At 56.2% G+C, this 25,576-nt stretch carries 18 protein-coding genes; 10 read left to right on the top strand and 8 right to left on the bottom strand.

Annotation, left to right across the window (positions count from 1 at the left end; all coding sequences use genetic code 11):
• The first annotated feature begins 187 nt into the window (after positions 1–187).
• Positions 188–856, top strand: coding sequence for a gamma-glutamylcyclotransferase (locus ACPUC8_RS01925; RefSeq protein ID WP_039335199.1), 669 nt, complete (start codon positions 188–190; stop codon positions 854–856).
• Here the strand turns inward: ACPUC8_RS01925 and ACPUC8_RS01920 are convergent, their stop codons facing one another.
• The 8 genes from ACPUC8_RS01920 to ACPUC8_RS01885 all read right to left on the bottom strand — a co-directional run bounded on the left by ACPUC8_RS01920 (position 857) and on the right by ACPUC8_RS01885 (position 9,844).
• A complete protein-coding gene (locus ACPUC8_RS01920) occupies positions 857–2,272 on the bottom strand; it encodes a serine/threonine protein kinase (protein ID WP_494925496.1) in 1,416 nt (471 codons plus the stop codon).
• Positions 2,273–2,339: 67 nt separating this feature from the next.
• Positions 2,340–3,290, bottom strand: coding sequence for a hypothetical protein (locus ACPUC8_RS01915; protein WP_039335204.1), 951 nt, complete (start codon positions 3,288–3,290; stop codon positions 2,340–2,342).
• Positions 3,291–3,304: 14 nt separating this feature from the next.
• Positions 3,305–4,081: a PP2C family protein-serine/threonine phosphatase gene (locus ACPUC8_RS01910; protein ID WP_494925495.1), complete on the bottom strand. Its 777-nt coding sequence runs from the start codon at positions 4,079–4,081 to the stop codon at positions 3,305–3,307.
• Complete coding sequence (gene tagH / locus ACPUC8_RS01905) at positions 4,078–5,193, bottom strand: type VI secretion system-associated FHA domain protein TagH (protein ID WP_039335207.1); 1,116 nt, start codon at positions 5,191–5,193, stop codon at positions 4,078–4,080. Before tagH ends, ACPUC8_RS01910 begins: the two co-directional genes overlap by 4 nt.
• A gap of 33 nt (positions 5,194–5,226) precedes the next feature.
• Positions 5,227–5,925: a type VI secretion system-associated protein TagF gene (gene tagF, locus ACPUC8_RS01900; protein ID WP_039335209.1), complete on the bottom strand. Its 699-nt coding sequence runs from the start codon at positions 5,923–5,925 to the stop codon at positions 5,227–5,229.
• A 13-nt stretch (positions 5,926–5,938) separates the two neighbouring features.
• The gene (tssM, locus tag ACPUC8_RS01895) at positions 5,939–8,053 is read right to left on the bottom strand and encodes a type VI secretion system membrane subunit TssM (protein ID WP_494925494.1); all 2,115 of its coding nucleotides are present in this window, start codon (positions 8,051–8,053) and stop codon (positions 5,939–5,941) included.
• Positions 8,053–9,267: a type IVB secretion system protein IcmH/DotU gene (icmH, locus tag ACPUC8_RS01890; RefSeq protein WP_039335213.1), complete on the bottom strand. Its 1,215-nt coding sequence runs from the start codon at positions 9,265–9,267 to the stop codon at positions 8,053–8,055. Before icmH ends, tssM begins: the two co-directional genes overlap by 1 nt.
• Before the next feature lie 85 nt (positions 9,268–9,352).
• Positions 9,353–9,844 carry an SH3 domain-containing protein gene (locus ACPUC8_RS01885; RefSeq protein WP_197063365.1) on the bottom strand — a complete coding sequence of 164 codons (492 nt, stop codon included), beginning with the start codon at positions 9,842–9,844 and terminating at the stop codon, positions 9,353–9,355.
• Between the two features lie 485 nt (positions 9,845–10,329).
• Between ACPUC8_RS01885 and ACPUC8_RS01880 the strand changes: the two genes are divergently transcribed.
• From ACPUC8_RS01880 to flhA, 9 genes are all read left to right on the top strand, one after another.
• The gene (locus tag ACPUC8_RS01880; RefSeq protein WP_039335214.1) at positions 10,330–11,550 is read left to right on the top strand and encodes a nitrate regulatory protein; all 1,221 of its coding nucleotides are present in this window, start codon (positions 10,330–10,332) and stop codon (positions 11,548–11,550) included.
• 266 nt (positions 11,551–11,816) lie between these two features.
• A complete protein-coding gene (locus ACPUC8_RS01875) occupies positions 11,817–13,070 on the top strand; it encodes a CmpA/NrtA family ABC transporter substrate-binding protein (protein ID WP_494925502.1) in 1,254 nt (417 codons plus the stop codon).
• Between the two features lie 11 nt (positions 13,071–13,081).
• Complete coding sequence (gene ntrB, locus ACPUC8_RS01870) at positions 13,082–13,957, top strand: nitrate ABC transporter permease (protein WP_039335218.1); 876 nt, start codon at positions 13,082–13,084, stop codon at positions 13,955–13,957.
• A 10-nt stretch (positions 13,958–13,967) separates the two neighbouring features.
• On the top strand, positions 13,968–14,756 hold the full coding sequence (locus ACPUC8_RS01865) for an ABC transporter ATP-binding protein (RefSeq protein ID WP_039335220.1): 789 nt from the start codon (positions 13,968–13,970) through the stop codon (positions 14,754–14,756).
• A 10-nt stretch (positions 14,757–14,766) separates the two neighbouring features.
• Complete coding sequence (gene nirB / locus ACPUC8_RS01860; RefSeq protein WP_081998137.1) at positions 14,767–18,834, top strand: nitrite reductase large subunit NirB; 4,068 nt, start codon at positions 14,767–14,769, stop codon at positions 18,832–18,834.
• Complete coding sequence (locus tag ACPUC8_RS01855) at positions 18,831–21,434, top strand: nitrate reductase (RefSeq protein WP_058972527.1); 2,604 nt, start codon at positions 18,831–18,833, stop codon at positions 21,432–21,434. The genes nirB and ACPUC8_RS01855 overlap by 4 nt, the downstream gene beginning before the upstream one ends.
• An 11-nt stretch (positions 21,435–21,445) precedes the next feature.
• Complete coding sequence (cobA, locus tag ACPUC8_RS01850) at positions 21,446–22,255, top strand: uroporphyrinogen-III C-methyltransferase (RefSeq protein ID WP_058972526.1); 810 nt, start codon at positions 21,446–21,448, stop codon at positions 22,253–22,255.
• 87 nt (positions 22,256–22,342) lie between these two features.
• Positions 22,343–23,494: a flagellar biosynthesis protein FlhB gene (gene flhB / locus ACPUC8_RS01845; RefSeq protein ID WP_039335288.1), complete on the top strand. Its 1,152-nt coding sequence runs from the start codon at positions 22,343–22,345 to the stop codon at positions 23,492–23,494.
• Complete coding sequence (gene flhA / locus ACPUC8_RS01840; RefSeq protein ID WP_039335289.1) at positions 23,487–25,574, top strand: flagellar biosynthesis protein FlhA; 2,088 nt, start codon at positions 23,487–23,489, stop codon at positions 25,572–25,574. Before flhB ends, flhA begins: the two co-directional genes overlap by 8 nt.
• The last annotated feature ends 2 nt before the right edge of the window (positions 25,575–25,576 follow it).

Raw genomic sequence — 25,576 nt, 5'->3', positions numbered from 1 at the left:
AAGTTCTTCGCCAGGCAGCCGATGCTATTTACGAAGAATTTCCCCTTTGTGATCGGGGTCAATCTTGAAACTTTTATGAAAAATGCATTAATGTCTTCTCTTAAGTCGACGCAACGCGTGTTGCCTGTAAGACATCATCTTTGAGGAGCCGAACCGACAGGATGTCAGCGCAGTAGAGGAGGTCGCATTGTTAACCCGGGAATTTCTTTTAAAAGCGGATTGTAAAACATCCTTTGGCGATATTGACGAAGCGCTGCTGTGGAGCTGTGAAAAGCGCGCAGCATCGCTTGCGGCCACGCTGGCCTGTCGCCCTGACCAAAGCCCGGTCTGGATCTTTGGCTATGGTTCCCTGATGTGGAATCCGGTTTTTGAAGCGGAAGAAGTGGCTTCCGGGCGGCTGGAAGGCTGGCATCGGGCGTTCTGTTTACGCCTTACCGCCGGACGCGGCACGGTAGAGGCTCCTGGTCGTATGCTGGCGCTGAAAGAGGGCGGTGCAACCAGCGGGCTGGCGTTCCGTCTGCCGGAATCCCGACTGCATGATGAACTCGAGTTGTTATGGAAGCGTGAGATGATCACCGGCTGCTACCTGCCAACCTGGTGTGAACTGGAGCTGGATGATGCGCGTAAGGTGACTGCGTTGGTGTTTATCATGGACCCTCGACATCCGCTGTATGAAACCGACTCCTGCCGTAGCACTATCGCGCCATTGATCGCACAAGCGAGTGGGCCGCTGGGAACGAATGCCCAATATCTCTATTCGCTGGAACAGGAGCTGGGCAAACGCGGTATGCAAGAAGAAGCCTTAACGCGTCTGGCCGCAGAGGTCAGAGCGCTGCAAAAATCTGCAGCGCGCTAATCAGGGTTTGCCGGGATTAATCAGCCAGGTTCCCGGCTTATCAATCGTGAGTGATTGCGCCAGCACTTCACTACCATGATGGACTTCAATGCGATAGTTGCCGGCTGCCAGATTCAGTGAGGCAAAACCGCTGCTGGCAGGCTTCACATCCTTCACTTCACCATTCAGCACGATATTGTCGCCTTCCTGTAAACGTAAATAGACCGTTGCCAGGGAGGGACCAGGGGGAGTCGCACTGGGGTTTGCCATGGGTGCGGTTGCCGCAGGGATCGAGGTGACTGGTGGCGCATCGCTGTGGCGATTGGCTTTCCATACCACAACCACCACCGCCAGAATCGCAATCGCCGCCGCAGCAACTAAACCTGGCGACAGACGACGCACATTACGCGGCGTCACGGGTTCAATGGCGGCGGCAGCATGATTCACCGCCATCACCTGAGGTTCTGGCACCACAACCGCGACCGGCTCGGCAGCCGGGACTTCGGCGATCACCGGGAAGGTGGTCACCAGCGCCTCAACATCACTGACAGGTAAATCAATCAGGCTGGCAAAGGCATCAATATTTTGTGGACGGTCAGCCGGCTTCATGGCCAGCGCGCAGTCGATAGCATGAAGCAGCGGCAGCGAGTAGCTCTCTGGCTGGCGTTCGACCAGCGGCTGGTAGTTATCCTCGATACAACGCACCACGCTCACTGGTGGCGCATGACCGGTGATCAGATTGTGTAGCACCGCTCCGAGCGCATAGATATCCGTCCACGGCCCTTGTTCGACTTCGCCCTCTTCGCTGTATTGTTCAATCGGCGCAAAGCCGGGTTTCAGCATGATTTCGGTTTCGTCCGACAGGTTGCCGATCTCCTTGCGCGCGGAACCAAAATCGAGCAACACCGGTAACTGGTTTTCCTGAATCTGGATATTATCCAGCGAAATATCACGATGCAGATAACCCGCGGTATGAATGGTATTGATGGCACCAAACAGCGGAGGCAGCAGGCGACGGATCCAGCTTTCACTGATGCTTTCCGGGCAGGTCACTTGCCACTCTTTCAGCGTCATGCCGCTGTAGTAAAGTGTGCCCATATAGGCGGTGCCGTTCTCTTCCCAGAAGCGCAAGACATGCAGCAGACCAGGATGATTAAAACGTGCGAGCAGGCGCGCTTCCTGAATGAAGCTGTTGCGCCCGGCATTAAACAGTTTCTGGAAGCGTTCGCCACGCAGCTCCAGCGACAGGTCGGCAGCACGCACCGCCAGAGAAACCGGCATGTACTCTTTAATCGCGATGGTGCGCTCGAGCTGATGGTCCCAGGCACGATAAACAATGCCAAAGCCACCGCCGCCGATCACTTCCTTGATTTCAAATTCGTTAAACCGATAGCCCGCAGGCAGGGCATTCGGTGTGTGGTTTTCGTTTGCCGACATAGTGAACTCTCTGAACACGTCCTGTAGCGCCCGGTCAACTTCATTGATCCAGGGCGACGATCGCTAATTAATTAATGTTACGCCAGGCACCAATCGCCGGATCGGCCAGATCCGCATGCAGGGTGTCAATCAGTAACACAGTCACTTTTTGCTGTGGCATAAATTGTGGCGACCAGACGCCACGTAAAGTTTCAACTCGCTTCTTAACCGCATCGCTGTCTTGGCCGGCTGTCTTATCCATTTTAATCAGCAGGTTGCCAGTGAAGCGCCACACGTGCTGCTGGCTGTCAAAGGGCAGCACCAGCCAGCTATCATCTGCATCAGGGCGCGTCACTATCATGCGCTGCTTATTCACGGCGACGACTTCCAGCGCTGGGCCGCTTAGCTTAAGGTCGGCAATCGGGTAGCCCTGATAAAAGTTAACCGCCACGCTGCGGGTATTACCGTTGTTCATCAGCGTGATATCACTTGGGCCTTCCAGCCAACCTTCGGTCGAGCAGTGCTGTTGCGGATTGTCAGGAATAAAGAGTGAATCGCCATTTTCATCCCACCAGGTGCGGAAATGACATCCGGCCGGCAAAGCGAAGTGTTGCAAGGGGGCCGTATCTGCTGGTTTTGACAGGTCAAGCGGGGCGGCGTTACTGGCACTGGCGCTGGCAGTGGCATCGTTAATCACAATAGGGCGCCAGTTTTGCAGTTTGGCTGCGCTACCATTCGCCAGGACGCTCCCGTCTTTGTTGGTCATCTGCCAGGGGAGTTCATCCAGCGTGCCACACTGATTCGCTAACAGCGTCCCCACGCGTGGCAGGAAGCTGGTCAGGATGCTGGAATCGGTGCTTTTACCTGAAACAATGCGTAACGGCAGTGTCTCTTTACACCAGTCATTCGGCGAATTGCTGGCCACGTTATCGATATAAACTTCCAATGACAGGCTCGGCGAGTAAACCACGCGATAATCATCAGCTTGTGCATTTAGAGCCAGCAACAGGGTCGCTAAACCCGGCAACCACACTTTCATAAGGATCCTTGGAATCAATAACGTGTCGGCAGAAAACGTGCCGCATCGGCCTGGGAATAAAGCAGCGTCGCTTCCTGCGGCTCGCCAATCCAGATTGCCAGAGCGCTGAGATTGTCGCTTTTAACACTGCGGTTAACGGCTTGTTCCATCAAAGTCAGCCACTCTTCGCAGGCATTGACCATGCGCAGGGCTTGTTCCATCTCGTGGGTGGTCAGATTGAGCCAAAACCCATCGGTACAGACCAAAAACGCATCACCATCGGTGAGCGAAATCACTTCACTGAAGGTGGCGGGACGGGCAGGCTCAACACCGAGCGCATTATAAAGTAAATTACTGTTAATGCCGGAATTTTCATAGCCCGCTTCACGTAACTGTTGAGCCAGACTGTGGTCACGCGTGACCTGACTCAAGACCCCGTGACGGAAGTGATAAACCCGGCTGTCACCTGCGTGCGCCCACCATGCGCGCTGTGTTTCGCGGTCGATAAAGAGTGCGGCGAGCGTGGTGCTCATGCGGGCATATTTCGGATTATTTCCCTGCGCCTCCAGCAATACCTGCTGGCATTGCTCAATGGCGGCACGGGTGCTGTCAGGGGTAAAGGTGTCGCTGTTGTGCAAAGAGGTCAGCAGCGTGTCCCGAACGATCTGTGCCGCCATATCTCCACCCGGTAAGCCCGCAACGCCATCACATACTAAAAAGCAGGCTTTGTGTTCGTCGAGTTCTGCCCCGGTGCGGTCTTGATTTTCGTCGCGCATTCCCTGCTGGCAGCGACTGGCAAACATCATCTTCATGCGTCTTCAGTCCGCGTCTGTGAATCTTTGTACTGGTTAACTTCCATATCGTAGGCGTGCAAAAAGGCTTCGCCAAACAGCGTGTGGAAGTCATCTTCAATTTCGCCGGCCGTGCGCTGATAGTGGCGTGAGAAGTAATCCCACAACGCCGCTTTGCGTCCACCATTAAACGGCAGCTTTGGCAACACGCCGTCTTTACGTGCCTCTTCTTCCAGCCGTTGCGGGTTAAACGACTGCAGCATAGCGGCAATGATGGCGCGGATACCGGCAATCATGCCCAGCTGGTGAGCTTGCAAATCCACTAATGCATCGCGCACAGCAGCTTCCGGTGACATAAAGCCGGGCATCTGGCTCTGGTAGATCTGCATCAGTACGGTCTTGCCCGATGGCAGAATTTTAAAAGGGTTGTTGGCTTCGTTCAGGATCATCGTCATATCGGCTTTGACTCCACGCTTCAAAATTGAGCGCGAAGAGAGCAGAGCGACGGTGCCTTGGGAAAACAGGCTCAACATGCGACCGGTGACACGCATTTGCTCTTCGGTGAAGGGCGTTTGGTGTCCGTTGTTGAGTCCCATACCTTCTAACAGTGCCGCAATCAGCTTATCCTGATCGGCACCCGGTAATGCGGCAGGGAGAGCGGGTGAATCACTTTGGGGATCGATGGCGAGGCGTGGATCTGTGCGACGCTCGTGGCGAACAGTGGCGGTCTCTGGCAGGACATCAGGTTCCTGTTGAATACCGAGCGGGTCATCCGCACTCTCTGCAAAGAACGCCAGTGGATCATCTTGTTGACTGTTTTGACAGGCTGGGTCGTTCACTTGCAAGCCATACTCACCGATTTGTAAGGCATCGCCGTGATGTAACAGCACTTGCGAACCACGTTGCAGAACCATGCCATTGAGCACCACTGAGGTGACGCTGCCCTGATTGGTCAAACGGCATTCGCCTTCAGGTGACAGATGCACCAGTGCTTGCAAACGCGAAATCGCGCGTGTCTCGTCAGGCAGCACCAGATCGTTGTCCTGACTGCGGCCGATAGTTCCCCCCGGCGGTTTAAAGGCGACCGTCTTTGCGGGCACATCCGTATTGCACTGCACAATGGTAAATTGCATGAGTCATCCCATTAACAAGGAAAACGCGACAGCCTATTCAAACATCGGTGGATAGAGGCCATTGCGTCCCGGCTGAGCACCAGATGCCGGGTTAAACAGTAAGGAAAAAAGTTGCGCGGTGAGCGGCCCACTGTGTTTGTGTGTGGCATGGGCAAATCCGTCACTGCGATTACTCCACCAGTAGCTAATATGCTGCTGCGGATCAAATCGGTCTGCCACTTCACGCCAGCTCAGTGTGCAGGGCAGGTCATCAAAACCAATGACATCCATAATGTCGCTGCGCTGGTTATCTGGCACCATCAGTGGAGCTAACTGTTGCATCTGCTGTTCCAGCACATCCGGGCTGAGACGATCTTTCACGCTGCGCAATAGCAAAGCACCCAGCTCTTGATACCAATCTCCTGACATCGCCAATTGCGCGCTATGCCAGTGGCTGAGCGGAAAACTGCGTAATGCCAGCAGCGGCCAACTACGGCCTACGCGATCGCAAGAGGGCAATAAACAGCCCATCTGAACCTGCTGACGTAGCGGCGACAGCGGCAACACAAAGTTCCACACCGGCGCACGCAAAAAGAGCGGAGTGTTCGCGTCGGATTGTTGGTGCCAATGCATCAGCCCTTGTTGAAACCAGTGGCTCCAGGGCGTCACGGTATTCTCGCTCAGGCGCTGGCGCAGAAAATCACCGGTGGCCGGTAATTTGCCGTACCAACCCGGCGCGGTATGCGTCGCCATTGTTACCTCACCATTACTCACTGTGTCCGGTCAATCGCTGCGACAACGCATCTGGCACAATCGCCAGCGTGTTGCCGTTTTCACCGGCATTTTTCAGATTCTCCGCAAGCTTGCGCATCATCAAAGCGTTGTCTCGCGCATAAGGCGATGACTGAATCTGCTGATCCAACAGTTGGCTGAGGTGCCAGTCCAACTGCTGCAAATCGCGAGCGCTGACATTTTCCGGCAGATTTCGTTGCAGGTTTTGCATCAGCCAGCCACGCAAAAACTCGCCGTCATAATTTCGCGGCTGATAAAGCATTTGATAGGCGCGCAGCGCATTACGACTGTACTCATCATCGTTCCCCGGATCGTTACGCAGCAGATTGGTAATCTGTTGAGCGACACGAGGCAACAGCAGAGACTTAAGCGCATTTTGATAAAGCACCCATGCAGCATCACTCACCTGGTTGCCACGATATAAACCCACGCGCATGGTAAGCGGCGGATTGTCGAGGGAAAAACGCTCTGATAATGGCAGTTTTACCAGGTTATTTAAGAAGGGTAGCAGATCAAAAATATTATCGGCTGGCTGATGCAATACCTGCTGACTTTGCACGGTGATCGGGGCAATGCGTGCCGAGACCTGGTCGAGATAACGCTGGTTCTGCAGATAACTGGCCAGCCATAAACCCGACAGCAGCAGCAACGCTCCGGTCAACGCACCATAACCGATCCAATGGAACAGTCGGTTGCGATATTCCCAGTGCCGATTACTGCCGGCCAGACCGCTCTCGCGAAACACCAGGTCGCTCAGGAGATCGCGAATAAAGAAGCTCTGGCCTTTGTTACCCGGGATAGGATTGTGGCGGGTGACGCTATCCCAGGTGGCAAAACTGTTTTCACCAGTGTGCGGTAACTGCAACTTACGGTTCAGTTCCCCCATAATGCGGTCAAACGGCAGTCCTTCCTGCGTGCCGCTGGTAAAGAACAGGCCACGTGCCGACCACGCGATTTCGTCCTCGTGACGAGAGAACACCACATCAAGATACTCATTGAGCAGTGGGCGCAATGAACTGAACTCCTGTGGAAACAGGAAACTGTCCGCACGTTGCGTGAGATCGCGCTCGTTCGCCATCACATTGGCGAGTTGTTGCTGTAAACGCTGCTCTAAGTGTCGATATTGCTGAGTAAAGCTGTTGTGCCAGTCATCTTTATGCGGTTTGCCGGGCTCCCACGGGAAGGTAAAACCCCAGATGGCATCGCGTTGCGGTTTGCTTAAACCGGCATGAAAGCTCATAAAGCCTTTCAGCAGGTCGGTTTTGGTCACCATCACATACACCGGGAAGTGAATTCCGGTTTGCTGATGCAGTTCCTGCATGCGCATACGCAGTGCGCTGGCCTGCGCGTGACGGGCCTCAGCCGAGTCCGTGAGCAGGTCCGAGACGCTGATCGTCATGATCACACCGTTGATCGGCTGACGGGTACGATAACGCTTCAACAGATTGATAAAACTCTGCCACTCGGCACCATCACGGGCGCGTTGGCTCTCTTGCAGGGCATAACGGCCAGCGGTGTCGATCAGGACTGCGCTATCCGTAAACCACCAGTCACAGTGGCGTGTACCACCAACGCCACGCACCGCGCCTTTACCCAGGCTGTCCGTGAGCGGGAATTCGAGGCCGGCATTCAGCAGTGCGGTGGTCTTGCCCGCGCCGGGTGCGCCCATCATCACATACCACGGTAATTGATAAAGATAGTGGCTCTGGAAACGTGCCAGCCAACTCTGCTGATGACGACGACCAAACTGGGTGCGTTTTAATCGCAGTGCGGCTTCGCTGAAGCGCTGTGCCAGTAGCGTATCCGTGGCTTGTCGGTCAGAGAGCTCCTCACTGTTCATTTCCTGAAGGCGGTTAAGCATTTTGCTGTTGAACCAGCCACGCCAGATTGCCGGAATAAACTGGAACAGCACCCAGCAGAAGAACAACAGGCCAACCACGCACTGACGAGCGAAAATCGGCTCAAGCGGACGGGTATCACCCCAGGTCCATAGCGGGCCCAACATCCACAGCACGCAACTCAGGGCCGTGACGCCAATCAGGCTCCACAACAGGCGGTGGGTTAAAAAATGTTGCATCGATGCACGCATCACTGACCTCCCGGATGATTGCCAAGGGTTTCCGGTGCCGCGAACAGGGTGATTTCTACGCGCCGGTTGCGCGCGCGATTTTCATTGCTGTCGTTGGGAAGCAGGGGATTACTGTCGCCGCGCCCTTCAGCTTTCACGCTGTGTCCTTCAGCGAGCTGCGGATTGAGTAACTGCGTAACGGCGCGTGCGCGGGCAAAAGAGAATTCGTAACTGGAAGCAAAGCGACCATCAACCGGGCTGTTATCGGTGTACACCGAGACCAAAACGGTGCCTTTCACCGTTTTCATCGCGCTGGCGACGTGCGCCAGCAGTGCGCGGCCAACCTGATTGACCACGGTGCCATCAGATGAAAACAGTTTGTCTGCGGGGATGATCACTTTACTGCCGAATGCGCCATCACTTACCTCTAACTGGCCTGCAGCAATCACATCATTTAAACGTTGATGAAGATCGAGCAAGGCTTGTGGTGAGGTAGGACGACGGCCAGGCATGATTTGTGGCAATGGCGTTTGATAGATGGCGCGAAGCAGGGGTTCAGCTGCATTGCCCAATCGCCAGTTGAGACCGCTGTATATCAGGCAGGCAATCAAAGCGGCTAAGGTGGCGCAAGCCCACAGCGGCACCATGGGTCGCGTCAAGCTGCTCACCAAGGGATGCACTTCAACCAGCGGCGCGGCCGGGTTAACGGTAGTCGGGCGAGTTTCCTGAATTAACTGTGCCAGGCGCTTGCGAATGCTGTCACACTGGGCGCGACCACTGTCGCTGCCGCGATAGCGGCCTTCATAGCCCAGTAGCAGGCAATAGTGGATCACTTCCAGCAGCCAGAGGTGTTGCTGTGGACTCTGCGAAACGCGTGACAGCAGCTGGAAAACTTTTTCACCGCCCCAGCTTTCGTTGTGGAAAGTCACCAGCATGCCGTTGCCAGACCATACGCCTCGCGTGCCCCATGGCGTTTGTGCCGCGGCTTCATCCAGCACGCTGCATAGGCAATAGCGTGCGCCAATGATCATCTCAAAGGGCAGTCCCGCTTGCTTGCAGCGTTGTTCAAACTGGCGGATTTCTTCGATCAAAAGCTGGCGTAAACCGGCAGGATCATCATGCGTGGCAGCCTGCCGCAGGCGAACAACGGCATTCAGTATCGGTGCTGCGGCATTAAGCAAAAGGTTATCATTGCCCGCGACAATGCCATCGCGTGCAACAGAATCCTGGGTCATTAAATCTCGATTTTCCTGGCAATGGCGCTATTTCTTGTCCGCAAAGAGCGACCTTTCTGCGGACAATCTGCGCCGTATTGCATTATCAGTCTAGGATCCAGGTCGCGGTATCGTTGGTGCGACATGCCTTGCTGGCGCCTCCAACGGCCACACAGACCTGTTTGTTGCGGCGGGGGCGTGGACGATCGCTACGCACGGTGGCGTCATAACGGCTGCTTTCCACCCCAGCCTTGGGCGGAATATAACCAATCAGCTGTCCATTCGGTTCATCAGCAACGGCTAACCAGCTGTGCTCAACACGGCCAAGCACTTCAAACGACTTAGCATTGTCGAGATAACGCACCACTTTGCCGCCAAAATCAGGCGTGGTCATGACCGAAGCAGCATAGAGTGCGCGAAAACTTTCATTGACCGGCGTGAACTCGGCTGGTGCTGCCACCGCATTCCGGTGAACCAGCTTAACGCCATTGACTTCACTGGTGACCAAAGTGTCATCAGTAACGGGCGGCGTTGGCGCTTTACAACCCGCTAACGTTAACACCGCCAGTAGGGTTAGCACGAGACTCTTATTCACCATGAACCTCAAATTTCATCAGATTAGCTGCAGATTAAAATGCGGCACACGCAATGGAAGCGGGCAGATTACGCAGCAAGAAAGCCATCAAAAAACAGTCAGATTACAGAAAGATAGTGCTGTGCTCAGTCTACCTAAGACTTTTGAGAATTCAAACCATTGCACCGAGAGAAATCCCGTGCTACCGGGCGAAAATGCAGCTGGAACAGGTGATAAAAAACACGTGCTGAGGGTGATATATAAGATGAATTTACTTATTTACCAGTGGAAGTGTAAAACGCAGGCGAAAACACAATTTTCGCACAATGGATATAATGAAAATTATTAAATAAGATTAATCTATTTTTGACGTTAAAAAAAGATTGCGCCAGTAAACAATTTTCTGACTTTCAGAATTTACGGGCGCCCATCCGTCCAAATTGAAGTCGAGTTCGGCACGGCTTTTGCTTGAGTATTGCCCTAAATTTGCCTGATAGTGGGAGTCAGCAATGAACCGGGCTCTGGAGTATCTACGTGCTAGCCGCGCCAGCGAGATTGCGAGTCTGCAACGTTTATTACGTACGGGCGAGCAAATTCTTGCGCTCAGTGAATTAATCCATGTGCTGCAGCGTGAGCGCGGTGCCAGCAATATCTGGCTGTGTTCAGAGGGCCGCCTGTTTGGTGATGAGCTGGAAGCGCGTGCGATTGAGGTGCAGCAGCGGCAAGACGTAGCGATGACAATGTTACCTGCCGCTGTCGCGCAACCGGGCTACAGTCGGTTTTGCATGTTAATCGCCGCCGCGTTGCAGGCACTCGATAGCCTGCCAGTATTGCGTCAGCAGGTGCGCAAACAAAGTTGTCGCCACGCGCAAGCCATGGAGGCGTTCAACCATGTGATTCGCACATTACTCAACCTGGTATTTGAGGCTGCAGACACCGCAAGCGAACCGGAAATTTCTCGTGCGCTAATCGCCCTCTTTAGTTTTATGCAGGGAAAGGAGTTGGCTGGTCAGGAGCGCGCGACGGGTTCGGCAGGTTTTGCTGCCGGGACCTTTAGCCCGGAACAACGCCAGCGCATTCTGGCACTGATCGCTGCTCAGGAGCAGAGTTTCAACACCTTCAGCCAGTTCGCTGACAGCCAAAATCTACAACGCTGGCAGGAAATGGCTGACGCGGGCAGCCAAATTGAACGGCTGCGGCGTATTGCCTGCACCGATGCTCCTTGTGGTGAAAATGGGGTTCTCCAATGGTTTACGCTGCTGAGCCAGCGGCTGGATCAGATGAAGCAAATAGAAGATACGTTGTGCATTACCCTCATGAACTGCTGTCAGCGTGCGATTAGCGCCAGTGAACAGGCGGACCCGCAACAGGTGGCACACCGTGAAGAGGCCAGTTTCTCTCTTTATATCGCCGGGGCCAGTTGGCTGGACGGGCAGGAAACCACGCTCGACAGTCAGGGCCTCGCGCCGCAACTGGGCCGTTCAGTACTTTCACTGATCGGCGAACAGGCGCAGCGTTTAAAGGCGCAGGCCGATGAACTGGCCACCATGCGTGCGTCACTCGATGAACGGAAAATTGTCGATCAAGCCAAAAGCTGGTTGATGGAGCAACACGGTTTTAGTGAGCAGGATGCCTGGCAAGCCCTGCGAAAAAGTGCCATGAATCAAAACAAACGCATCCTGGACATCGCCCAAGCCATCCTGGCCGTTGCGGCAACGTTGAAGTCATAACTCCAAGGAGGTAGTTGCACAAAGCCTGTGCGTATTGTGCGTCAGCACAGTGCAGATTTGCGCACTTTCACTGATTCAAGTGGGGTGGCGTGCTGATTCTTTAAGAGAATTTTTTTGGCACAGGCTTTGCAATACCTTACTGACATTGCGCATTTGTTTCGCCAACGGCGGTGAAGCGAGTGCTTTGGATAAAGGCGTCCGGCCCCATGTTTTTACAGCATGCGGGAGGACGCCTTTTTTTATTTCTTTTTTTCAGGATGCGCATGATGAGCAAAACGCGGTTTTCGGTATCACGTCGTCAGTTTCTACTGGGCAGTGCGGTGGTAGGTGGCAGCTATTTACTGCCGGGCTTACGCAATGCGGTGTGGGCTGCCGGCTCGGATGCGCCAGAAAAAAGCAGCGTTCGCGTTGGCTTTATTCCCCTCACTGACTGCGCGCCAGTGGTGATGGCCTCAGTGAAAGGCTTCGACAAAAAATATGGACTCACACTGCAGCCAAGCAAAGAGGCCAGTTGGGCGGCGGTACGCGACAAACTGACGGCGGGTGAACTGGATGCCGCGCATGCGCTATACGGCATGATCTATGGCCTGCAATTAGGTGTCGCAGGGCCACAGCACGACATGGCCAACCTGATGACGCTGAATAACAACGGTCAGGCCATCACACTCGCAAACCAACTGAAAGAGCAAAAGGTCACGGATGCAGTCAGCCTGCAAACGCTGATTGCGAGCCAGGCAAAAGGCAGTTACACCTTCGCGCACACCTTTCCCACCAGTACCCACGCCATGTGGCTCTATTACTGGCTGGCGAATGCAGGTATCGACCCATTTGAAGATGTGCGCACCGTGGTGGTACCGCCACCGCAAATGGTGATGAACATGAAAATGGGCAACATGAGTGGTTTCTGCGTTGGCGAACCCTGGAACCAGCGCGCCATCAGCGACAACATCGGATTCACTGCCGCCACCACACAGCAAATTTGGCCGGACCATCCTGAAAAAATCCTCGCGACACGGGCGCAATGGGTGCAAGAGAACCCCAACACCGCGCGTGCAATGACGGCTGCGGTCCTCGAAGCCGCCCGCTGGATCGATGCCTCTGACGAAAACCGCAAAGAGACTGCCGCTGTGTTAGCCGGGCGAGCGTGGATCAACACCAAAGTTGAAACGCTGGAAGGCCGCATGCTGGGCCATTACGAGAATGGCCTGGGCCAGAGCTGGCAAGACGGCCACTCGATGCGCTTCTACCGCGATGGCGAAGTGAGCTTCCCATGGATCTCCGATGGCATGTGGTTCCTGACGCAGATGAAGCGCTGGGGGATGGTGAAAACCGTGCCCGATTACGCCGCCATCGCACGGAAAATCAACCGTATCGACATTTACAAACAAGCCGCCAGCGCGGTGGGTGGCGTCTCCGTGCCGTCTGCCGAGATGCGCAGCAGCACGCTGATTGACGGCAAAGTGTGGGATGGCAGCAATCCTGCCGCCTATGCCGACAGTTTCGCCATTAAACGTAGCTAAGTGAGGTCAGCATGAAATCTGAAGCCCGTACGCTGAAAGTGGCGACTCCCGCCGTCGCTCAACCGGCGCAGGTGATTGCGCTGAACGTCGCACAACAACCGCGAGCACGGCAACGCTGGCTGCGGCCGCTGTTACTGCGGCTGATCCCGGCGAGTTGCGGACTGATCGTCCTGCTATTCGTCTGGCAGTTGGCCGCCATGTCGAGCAAAGGTTTTCCTGGGCCGTTGGCGACCTGGCAAGCGGCAGTGACGCTGTTCGCCGACCCCTTTTACAACAACGGCCCCAACGATCAGGGCATCGGCTGGAATGTCGTGGCATCGCTGCAACGTGTGGCGGTGGGATTTGGTCTGGCAGCGCTGGTGGGGATACCCGCAGGTTTCCTGATTGGGCGCTTCACCTTTGTGGCACGCATGTTCAATCCCATCATCGCACTGCTGCGTCCTGTCAGCCCTTTAGCGTGGTTACCGATTGGTCTGCTGCTGTTTCAACGCGCGGAGCCTGCCTCCAGCTGGACCATTTTCATCTGCTCAATCTGGCCGATGGTGATTAACACCGCCGAAGGAGTGCAGCGTATCCCCCAGGATTACCTCAATGTGGCCCGTGTCTTGCGCCTTAACGAATGGACGGTGATGCGCCGCATTCTGTTCCCAGCGGTTCTGCCCGCTGTGTTGACCGGTATGCGCCTCTCGATGGGTATCGCCTGGCTGGTGATTGTTGCCGCGGAGATGTTAACGGGGGGGCTGGGCATCGGTTTCTGGATCTGGAACGAGTGGAACAACCTCAACGTCGAAAACATCCTGATTGCCATCGTGGTGATTGGTGTCATTGGGTTGCTGCTGGAGCAGGCATTGATGCTGCTGGCACGTCGTTTTAGCTGGGATAAATAAGGAGCCAACCATGAACCCCATTATTCGCGTTCAGCAGGTCAGCCAGTGTTTCAACACCGCCAGCGGTGAATTCCTGGCACTCGATAACGTTAGCTTTGATATTCACCCGGGTGAAACTCTCAGCCTGATTGGTCACTCAGGCTGCGGTAAATCCACCTTGCTTAACCTGATTGCCGGATTGACCCAACCCAGCAGCGGCGTATTGCTGTGTGAAAACCGCGAAATCAATGGCCCCGGTCCAGAGCGTGCCGTGGTGTTCCAAAACCATTCATTACTGCCGTGGCTCACGGCTTACCAAAATGTCGAACTGGCGGTACAGCAGGTGTTTAAGGGGCAGATGAACAAAAGCGAAATGAGTGAGTGGATCGAACACAACCTCAATCGCGTGCAGATGAGCCACGCCATGCACAAGCGGCCAGCGGAAATCTCCGGCGGCATGAAACAGCGTGTGGGCATTGCGCGTGCGCTGGCGATGAAACCGCGCGTGCTACTACTGGACGAGCCGTTTGGCGCACTGGATGCCCTGACGCGAGCACATTTGCAAGACAGCGTGATGCGCATTCAGCAGGAGCTGAAGACCACCATTGTGCTGATCACCCACGATGTGGATGAGGCCGTGCTGCTGTCAGACCGCGTGTTGATGATGACCAACGGGCCTGCGGCACAAGTCGGTGAGATTCTCACCATCGATCTGCCGCGTCCACGTTCTCGCGTGGCCTTGGCTGACGAGCCGCGCTATCACCAGTTGCGTCAGCAGATTCTGCACTTCCTCTACGAAAAGCAGACTGCGGTCGCTTAAGGAACAGGTCATGGTGCAGCAGCTGGTGGTGATTGGTAACGGGATGGCCGCGATGCGGATGGTGGAAACCCTTTTGCAGCGCGCACCGGGCCGTTATGCCATCACGGTCATTGGCCGTGAAGCCCAGGGCAATTACAACCGTGTGATGTTGTCTCCTGTGCTGTCAGGCGAGAAAGCCTTTCTGGATACGCTGATCCACGCGCCGGATTGGTACATCACCCATCAGGTGCAATTGTTGATGGGTGAAACAGCACTGCAGGTGGATCTCAAAGCACAAAGGGTCTTCACCGATCAACGCACGCTGCACTGGGACAAACTGGTGTTCGCCTGTGGTTCACGACCGCGTATGCCCGATCTGCCGGGAGTCGAACGCCCTCAGGTGCTGGGTTTCCGCACATTACGTGATGTCGAGACGATGTTGGCGCAACAAGGCCCGGTGGTGGTGCTGGGTGGGGGATTGATAGGTGTGGAAGCGGCGGCGGCACTGCGTCTGCGTGGGCGTGATGTCACGTTGCTGCACCATCGCCCTTGGCTGCTGGACCGTCAGTTGGATCAGCAGGCCGGCACGTTGTTGACGCAGCATCTGACCCAGCGAGGTATTCACTGCCACCTTGGCGTATCGCTACAGTCGATCCATAGCGATGCGGTCACCTTGACCGATGGCACACGTTTACCTGCACAGCAGGTGATCATGGCGATTGGCGTGCTGCCGGAAATGGCACTGGCGCAGCAGGCCGGTGTGCCGTGCCAGCGCGGCATTGTGGTCAATCGTCAGTTACAAACCGCCATCGATGACGTGTATGCACTGGGTGAATGTTGCGAAATCGAAGGTGAAACCTTTGGACTGGTCGCCCCCTGTCTGGCGCAGGCCGATGTGCTGACGGCACAACTCGCCGGTGAGCCGATGGCGGACTTTCACTATCAAGAGAGCGGTACGCGGCTAAAGGTCACCGGCATTGAGATGTTCAGTGCAGGCGATATTCGCGAAGGCGAATCCATCAGCAGTTTTGATCCTATCGACAATCACTATCAGCGCCTGTTTCTGCGTAACGGCGCGTTGCGCGGCGTATTGCTGTTTGGCGATACCCAACGTGCAGGCGCGCTGCTTAACCCACTTCAACAGGGTGAACGTGTGGATATCAATGCACTGTTCGGACTGGATAACCCCTTAACGCAGCCGTGTGCTGCAGGAAGCAATGTGATGAGCAAACCTCTTCTCGCCGTGGTGGGCCACGGTATGGTCAGCCACCATTTTCTGGAGCAGCTGGTGAGCCGCGAGTTGCACCAGCACTACCACATCGTGGTGTATGGCGATGAGCCTCAAATGGCGTATGACCGCGTTCATCTCACCGAGTATTTTGGCGGAAAAACGGCTGACGATCTCTCACTGGTGAGCGACAACTTCTTTGAGAAATACGGTATTGAGCTGCGCAGCGGCTGCGAAGTGCTGGCGATAGATACCGATAAGCGCAGCCTGCGCGATGCCAGCGGTGCGGAACTGGCCTGGGACAAACTGGTACTGGCGACGGGATCGATACCCTTTGTGCCGCCGGTGCCTGGACGTGAACATTCGCGCTGTTTTGTCTATCGCACACTCGCGGATTTGGATGCAATTGCTGCCTGTGCCGAACACGCCACCCGCGGCGTGGTGATTGGCGGAGGGCTGTTAGGTCTGGAAGCCGCGAACGCGCTGAAACAGCTCGGGTTAGAAACGCATGTCGTGGAGTTCGCCCCGCGCCTGATGGCGGTGCAGCTCGATGATGGCGGCGCGCAGATGTTGCGCGGCAAGATCAGTGCACTTGGCGTGCAGGTGCACACCAGCAAACAGACGGAAGCCATTGAAAGCCTGCCCGATGGCAGCGTGCAGATGCGTTTTGCCGACGGCAGTGTGCTGCAGACCGATTTGATTGTGTTCTCCGCGGGGATTCGTCCTCGTGATACCCTGGCGAGCGCGGCGGGGATTCAACTTGGCGAGCGCGGCGGCATTGCGATCAACGATGGCTGTGAAACCAACGTAGCCGGAGTTTATGCCATCGGCGAGTGCGCGCTCTGGCAGGGGCAAATTTTCGGTCTGGTGGCACCGGGCTATCAAATGGCGCGTGTACTGGCCGCGCAGTTGGCCCAGGAGGAACTGGCGTTCAGCGGTGCGGACATGAGCACCAAACTCAAGCTGCTCGGCGTCGAAGTCGCCTCTTTTGGGGATGCGCACGGTCGCACGGCCGACAGCCAAAGCTACCAATGGACAGACAACCCGAAAGGCATCTATAAAAAACTGGTGGTGTGCAAAGAGAGCAAAACCTTGCTCGGCGGTGTGCTGGTGGGCGATAGCGGCGACTACAGCAGCCTGTTGCAGATGATGTTGAATAAAATGCCGTTGCCCAGTGAACCGGAAAGCCTGATTTTGCCACAGCTGGCAGGTTCACCCTCCAAAGCCCTTGGCGTGGCAGCATTACCTGAAAGCGCGCAAATCTGCTCCTGCCACAATGTCAGCAAAGGGGATATCTGCGTTGCGGTGCAGAGTGGCTGTGGCGATATGGCAGCGATCAAAAGCTGTACCAAAGCGGCCACCGGCTGCGGCGGCTGTAGCGCTTTGGTTAAGCAGGTGATGGAACTGGAGTTGGCGAACCAAGGCGTGGAGGTAAAGAAAGATATTTGCGAACACTTCGCCTATTCACGTCAGGAGCTGTATCACCTGATCCGCGTCGACCATATCACCACCTTTGAACAACTGATCCAGCAGCATGGCCGTGGACATGGCTGCGAAGTATGCAAACCCCTGGCCGGGTCGTTGTTGGCATCCTGCTGGAACGAATACCTGCTTAAACCGCAGCACCTGCCGTTGCAGGATACCAACGACCGCTACTTTGCCAATATCCAAAAGGATGGCACCTATTCTGTGGTGCCGCGTGTGCCAGCCGGTGAGATTACTCCGCAAGGTTTGATCGCCATCGGGGAGGTGGCCGCACGCTACGACCTCTACACCAAGATTACCGGCGGCCAGCGCATCGATCTGTTTGGCGCACGCCTTGAACAGTTGCCGGATATCTGGGAAACCCTGATTGCTGCAGGCTTCGAGACCGGTCACGCTTACGGTAAATCGTTGCGTACGGTGAAGTCTTGCGTGGGTTCGACCTGGTGTCGCTATGGTGTTCAGGACTCCACCGCCTTCGCCATTGCGCTGGAGAATCGATACAAAGGGCTGCGCGCGCCGCACAAAATCAAAATGGCGGTATCGGGATGCACCCGTGAGTGCGCGGAAGCACAGAGCAAAGACATAGGCGTGATTGCCACCGATAAGGGCTGGAATCTGTATGTGTGCGGCAACGGCGGCATGAAACCGCGCCACGCAGACCTGTTTGCCAGCGATCTCGATGATGAAACCTTGCTGCGTTACGTCGATCGTATCCTGATGTTCTACGTGCGCACGGCCGATCGTCTGCAACGCACCAGTGTGTGGATGGATAACATGGAAGGCGGTTTGGACTACCTGCGTCGAGTGGTGATTGAGGATGTGCTGGGTATCGGCGAGAGGCTGGAGCAGGAGATGCAGTTAGTGGTGGATCGCTACCAGTGTGAATGGCTCAGCACGCTGCAAGATCCTTCCCGCCGCGCATTGTTTACCCCCACGCTCAACAGCGAGGAAGCGGATGAAACCCTGAACTATGTGCGGGTGCGCGATCAGCGCCAGCCTGCATCAATGGACATCATTCCAGTGACAACATTGCCTGACGAACCCTGGAGCGCGATTTGTGATGTGACAGCGATTCCGGCATCCGCGGGTATCGGCGCTCGGCTGGGTGGCCAGCGCGTGGCACTGTTCCGCATGGGCGAAACCATTTACGCACTGGAGGATATCGAACCGGGCACACAGGCGAGCGTGCTGTCACGCGGCATTCTTGGCGATGTGGCGGGTGAACCGGTGGTGATCTCGCCCCTCTACAAACAGCGTGTTCGTCTGCGGGATGGACAAAGCCTCGATAACGCTGAACATCAACTGCGCTGCTGGCCGGTGCGGATTGATGGCGGCAAAGTGTGGCTAGGGCATCAGCCAATGCTGGCGCTCGCGGCGGCATCATGAAAACCACCTGTCCTTACTGTGGCGTGGGTTGTGGTGTCGAGGTCAGCGCGCCGGATCAACCTGTCAGCGGCGATCGCCAGCATCCCGCCAACTTTGGCCGTCTGTGTGTGAAAGGGTCTGCGCTGGGCGAAACCTTGTCTCATGAAGGGCGTCTGCTGTGGCCACAGATCAATGGTGAGCGTGTCAGCATGTCGGTGGCACTGGATCATGTAGCGGCAAGAATGCAGCAGGTCATCGATCAACATGGCCCACAGGCCGTGGCATTTTATGGCTCGGGCCAGTTGCTGACCGAGGATTACTACACCGCCAACAAGTTGATGAAAGGCTTTATTGGGGCGGCCAATATCGATACCAATTCACGGCTGTGCATGGCGTCCGCCGTGGTCGGTTACAAGCGCGCGTTGGGTGCGGATGCGGTGCCATGCTGCTATGAAGATATCGAACAGGCCGATGTCGTGGTGCTGGTCGGCTCGAACGCGGCATGGGCGCACCCGGTAGCGTGGCAGCGACTGGTGCAGGCGAAAACCGATCGCCCCGAGATGAAACTGGTGGTGATCGATCCCCGCCGCACGGCCAGTTGTGATATCGCGGACCTGCATCTCGCCTTGCAACCAGGGTCGGACAGCGCGCTGTTTGCCGGGCTGCTCAACTGGCTGAGCGACCATGATGCCGTCGATGCCGCCATGTTGCCGCATCTGGCGAACGTTGAAGCGACGCTGGCAGCCTGCAAAGTGTGGGATCTGGCGACGGTGGCAGAAGCCTGCCAGCTTAGCGAACAGGAAATCACCAACTTCTGGCAGCTATTTGCATCGCAACCACGCGTATTGACGCTGTGGTGTATGGGCATTAATCAGTCGCAAACCGGCAGTGACAACAACAACGCCATTATCAATGCGCATCTGTTAAGCGGCAAAATTGGCTATGCCGGCGCAGGACCGTTTTCGTTGACCGGGCAGCCGAATGCCATGGGCGGCCGGGAAGTGGGTGGACTGGCTAATCAACTGGCGGCGCACATGGGGTTCAGTGAGGAGGAGGTGGACCGGGTCAGCCGCTTCTGGAACAGCCCACGCGTGGCCCGTCAGCCAGGGTTAACGGCGGTCAATCTGTTTAAGGCGATTGATCGTGGTGAAGTGAAAGCGGTGTGGATCATGGGCACCAATCCCGCGGTCTCGATGCCAGAAGGTAATCGTATCGCTCAGGCGTTAGCCCGATGCGAACTGGTGGTGGTGTCGGAGGTGAGCGCCCATAGCGATACCGCGGATTTAGCGCATGTGCTGCTCCCCGCGCAAGGCTGGGGCGAGAAGAATGGCACGGTAACGAATTCCGAACGTCGTATTTCACGCCAGCGATGTTTTATCGAACCGGCAGGCGAAGCGAAACCTGACTGGTGGTTGCTGGCGCAGGTGGCGCAGCGGTTGGGATTCGGCGCGGCCTTTGCCTGGCAGCACCCCTGCGAGATTTTTGCTGAGCATGCCGCGCTGTCTGGCTTCGAGAATGGTGGTCGCCGTGCTTTTGATATCAGCGCGCTGGCAACTATCACCCGGGAACAATATGACCAGCTGACGCCGGTGCAGTGGCCAATCAATGCGCGAAGGCCTGAAGGCACGGCGCGGATGTTTGCCGATCGGCGCTTCTTCCATGGAGATGGTAAAGCGCGCTTGCTGCCACCCGCCATCCCCATCAAAACCCAGACCTGTAACGATTACCCCTTGTTAATGAACACTGGTCGTATTCGCGACCAGTGGCACACCATGACCCGCACCGGCAATGTTCCGCGATTGATGCAGCATTACGATGAGCCCTTTGTGTCACTGCATCCGCACGACGCGGCAGCGCATGGCTTAAGTCAGGGGGATCTGACGCGTGTACAGTCTGCGCTGGGCTGGTGGAGCGGTCGTGTGGTGATCGACAGCGGATTAACGCGTGGTCAGCTGTTTATTCCTATGCACTGGACGCGCCAGTTTAGCGCTCAGGCCAACGTAGATGGCTTAGTGGCGGCCAACTGCTGTCCCGATTCTGGCCAACCTGCTCTGAAACAAACCGCCGTGCGTCTGCAGCCGTTGCGTCCTGCATGGCAGGGGTGGCTGTTCATGCCAGCGGTGATGGCACCTCAACAACTGCTGTACTGGTCTCGCGCGCCTCAAGAGGGGGTACAGCGTTATGTCGTGGCAGGCAACGGTAAGGCATCGGATTGGCTGATGCAGCAACCGGGCATGCGGGATGTGCAGTGGCAACAAGCACAGTCGGGTCAGCAGCGGCATATGCTGGGCTGGCGTAACGGCAACCTGGTATGTGCCTTTTATGCGGCCCCTTGGTTGCCGGAAATCGATCATGGATTTGTTGCTCGCGCTTTTACGCACACACCGAATTCACCTCAGCAGCGCCATACCCTGTTGGGCGGGCGTCCAGCACAAGGTGAAAATCCAGGCCGGACTATTTGCAGCTGCTTCGGTGTCGGCGACGTAGCGATTCGACGGGCGATTGAGCAGGGCTGCGATTCCACGGCCGCACTTGGCGCAATGCTGAAATGTGGCACCAATTGTGGCTCCTGTATTCCAGAGTTAAAAAATTTACTGACAACCCTGCGCGTCGCGCAGTAAAGGGGCATGTGATGACTCAGGCGATAAGCTCTCTTGATAAGTTGCTCAATCCGCAGGGAAGCGAAACTGTTCAGGGCTGTGTCTGGTTGGTGGGGGCCGGGCCGGGGGATGTCGAGTTGCTGACGCTTAAAGCGCTACGGTTAATCAAATCTGCTGATGTGGTGGTATTTGACCGCCTGGTCAGCGATGAGATTATGGCCGAAGTCCCACACAGTACGCTGGCTATTGATGTCGGTAAAAAGCCGGGCAGCCATGGGCTGAAGCAGGCGCAGATCAATCAGTTGCTGGCAGATTTAGCCGCGAGTGGTCGCTTGGTGGTGAGGCTGAAGGGAGGCGATCCCTTTATCTTCGGACGCGGTGGCGAAGAGATGTTGTTTCTCCAGCAAGCGGGTATTACCTGTCAGGTTGTGCCAGGGATTACCGCTGCAGCAGGCTGTGCTGCGGCCAGCGGCATTCCACTTACCCATCGCGACTGCGCGCAATCGCTGCGGTTAATCACCGGGCATGGCAGGAGCGGCGAACCTCAACTGGAAGACGCCAGTTTAGCCGCCAGCAATCAGACCTTAGTGTTCTACATGGGGCTGAAGTGGAGCGCCAGCATCAGCGCACAACTGCTGGCACAGGGCCGCGCTGCCGATACGCCAGTGGCAATCATCGAAAATGGCACGCGCATCGATCAACGTGTGATGGTGACAACGCTGGCGGACTTGTCGGCAACCATTGTCCGCGAACAGGCACAATCTCCGGCACTGCTGTTGGTGGGAGAGGTGGTGCGGTTTTATCGCGAGCACTGCAGCGCAATTTCACTTATGGCCCAATAAACTCGCATTTCTCCCCCTTAATCCACGCTTTAGCCACGGCGGGTTTTGGCATCCTATGCTCAGAATTCCTGCCAGCTGAGGTATGTCGTGGCTGAAGAGAGCGACGAGGACAAAACAGAATCGCCCACGGCGCACCGACTAGAAAAGGCGCGCGAAGAGGGGCAGATTCCGCGATCGCGCGAGTTGACATCGGTGTTGATGTTGCTGGCGGGCTTGCTGATCCTGTGGCTGGGTGGCACCCATATGGCGGAACAGCTGGCCAGTATGCTGGCCACCGGGTTTCGCTTTGATCACGCCATGGTCACCGATGACAAAATGATCATTGCACACATTAGCAACCTGATTGGTCAGGCAGTGATGGCTTTGCTGCCTTTGATGGCGGGCTTGGTGATTGTCGCGATTGCAGCACCGATGCTACTCGGCGGTATCAACATCAGTGGCAAATCTATCAAGCTGGATTTCAATAAGCTCAATCCTCTTAGCGGATTGAAACGCATGGTCTCCTCGCAAACCTGGGCTGAGCTGTTAAAGGCGATTTTGAAAGCAGTACTGGTGGGGCTGGTGGCAGGCTGGTACATCTGGTCACACTGGCAAGAGATGCTGCGCTTGATCAGTGAATCCCCGGTCAACGCGCTGCACCACGGTTTAAGCATGATGGCCATCAGCTGTGCGCTGATCATGCTGGGCCTGGTTCCGATGGTGGGTTTCGACGTGTTCTGGCAGCTCTACAGCCACTTCAAAAAGTTGAAAATGTCGCGTCAGGAAATCCGAGACGAACATAAGCAGAACGAAGGTGACCCGCACGTGAAAGGGCGTATTCGTCAGGCGATGCGTGCAGCCGCGCGACGTCGCATGATGGCGGATGTGCCGAAAGCGGATGTGATTGTTACCAACCCAACGCACTACTCGGTGGCGCTGCAGTATCAGGAAGGCAAGATGAGCGCGCCCAAGGTGATTGCCAAAGGGGCCGGTGATATCGCCCTGAAAATACGTGAGCTGGCAAAAGAGCACCGCGTCCCGATCCTTGAAGCACCGCCGTTGGCACGTGCGCTCTATCGACACACAGAGATTGGTCAGTTCATCCCCGGCGCGCTCTATGCTGCGGTGGCGGAGGTGCTGGCGTGGGTATGGCAACTGCGGCGCTGGAAGCGTGAAGGCGGCCTGATCCCAACCAAACCAAAACAGCTGCCGGTTCCGGCAGACATGGACTTTGCAGGAGAGAACAGAAACGATGGCTAATCTGGCCGAAAAGCTGCGTTTACCGGGCAATTTTAAAGACACGCAGTGGCAGGTGCTGGCAGGGCCGGTGCTGATCATGCTGATCCTGTCGATGATGGTGCTGCCGTTACCGGCATTCATTCTCGACCTGTTGTTCACCTTTAACATTGCCCTGTCGATCATGGTGCTGCTGGTGGCGATGTTTACGCAGCGCACGCTGGATTTCGCCGCGTTTCCCACCATTCTGCTGTTCTCCACCTTACTGCGCCTGGCGCTGAACGTGGCGTCAACGCGTATCATCCTGCTGGATGGTCACACCGGTGCTGACGCAGCGGGCCGCGTGGTAGAGGCCTTTGGTCACTTCCTGGTAGGCGGTAACTTTGCCATCGGTATCGTGGTGTTCATCATCCTCGTTATCATCAACTTTATGGTTATCACCAAGGGTGCCGGACGTATCGCCGAAGTAGGCGCCCGTTTCGTGCTCGACGGGATGCCAGGTAAGCAGATGGCGATCGATGCTGACCTGAACGCCGGTTTGATCGGTGAAGAAGAGGCTAAGCGTCGTCGTTCGGAAGTGACGCAGGAAGCTGACTTCTACGGCTCGATGGACGGTGCGAGTAAATTTGTTCGTGGTGATGCCATCGCCGGAATTTTGATCATGGTGATCAACGTCATCGGCGGTCTGTTGGTGGGCGTGGTGCAACACGGTATGGACCTCGGTCACGCAGGTGAAACTTATACCCTGTTGACCATCGGTGACGGCTTAGTGGCACAGATCCCGGCGCTGGTGATCTCCACCGCTGCGGGTGTCATTGTGACGCGCGTCAGCACCGATCAGGATGTTGGCGAGCAGATGGTTACCCAGTTGTTCAACAATCCTCGGGTATTGATGCTGAGTGGCGGGGTTATCGGTTTGCTCGGCCTGGTACCGGGAATGCCGAACTTTGTCTTCCTGCTGTTTACTGCGGCACTGCTGGGTCTTGCCTGGTGGCTGCGTGGACGTGAGATGAAGCCGAAGAAAGCGCCTGAAACCTCAAGCCTGGTGAAAACCCAGGAGACGCCAGCCACAGTGGAAGCGTCATGGACCGATGTCCAGTTGGAAGATTCATTGGGTCTCGAAGTGGGTTACCGCCTGATCCCGATGGTCGATCACCTGCAAAATGGTGAACTGCTGGGGCGAATCCGCAGTATTCGTAAAAAAGTGGCGCAAGAGGTGGGATTCCTGCCGCCGGTGGTGCATATCCGCGACAACATGGAGCTGCCCCCTGCGCGATATCGCATCCTGATGAAAGGGGTGGAAATTGGCAGTGGTGATGCTTATCCGGGGCGTTGGATGGCCATTAACCCGGGCACCGCAGCAGGTTCGTTGCCGGGTGAACCGACCGTCGATCCAGCCTTTGGCCTGGCGGCTATCTGGATCGACAGCGCACTGAAAGAGCAGGCACAGATTCAGGGCTTTACCGTGGTAGAGGCCAGTACCGTGGTGGCGACTCACCTGAACCACCTGATTGGTCAGTATGCCAGCGAGTTGTTTGGTCGTCAGGAAGCTCAACAGCTGTTGGATCGCGTCACGCAGGAGATGCCAAAGCTGACAGAAGATCTGGTGCCGGGCGTGATTACCCTGACCACGCTGCACAAGGTATTGCAGAACCTGTTGATCGAACGCGTTTCGATTCGCGATATGCGTACCATTATCGAAACGCTGGCAGAGCATGCTCCGGTGCAAACCGACCCGCAGGAGCTCACCAGTGTGGTACGTGTCGCCCTGGGCCGCGCGATTACTCAGCAATGGTTCCCCGGCAACGGCGAAGTTCAGGTGATTGGTCTCGACGCCACTTTAGAACGTCTGCTCCTGCAAGCATTGCAGGGCGGTGGTGGTCTGGAACCGGGCCTGGCAGACCGCTTGCTGGTACAAGCACAGGGTGCATTGCAGCAGCAGGAGATGACTGGTGCACCGCCGGTGCTGCTGGTTAACCATCCGCTGCGTGCGCTGCTGGCGCGCTTCCTGCGTCGTAATCTGCCGCAACTGGTGGTGCTGTCGAATATGGAACTGACCGATAATCGTCAAATCCGTATGACCGCCACCATTGGAGGTAAGTAATC

This window comes from Pantoea sp. CFCC18177 (assembly GCF_059412425.1).
This window is presented reverse-complemented; position numbering and strand designations above follow the sequence as displayed.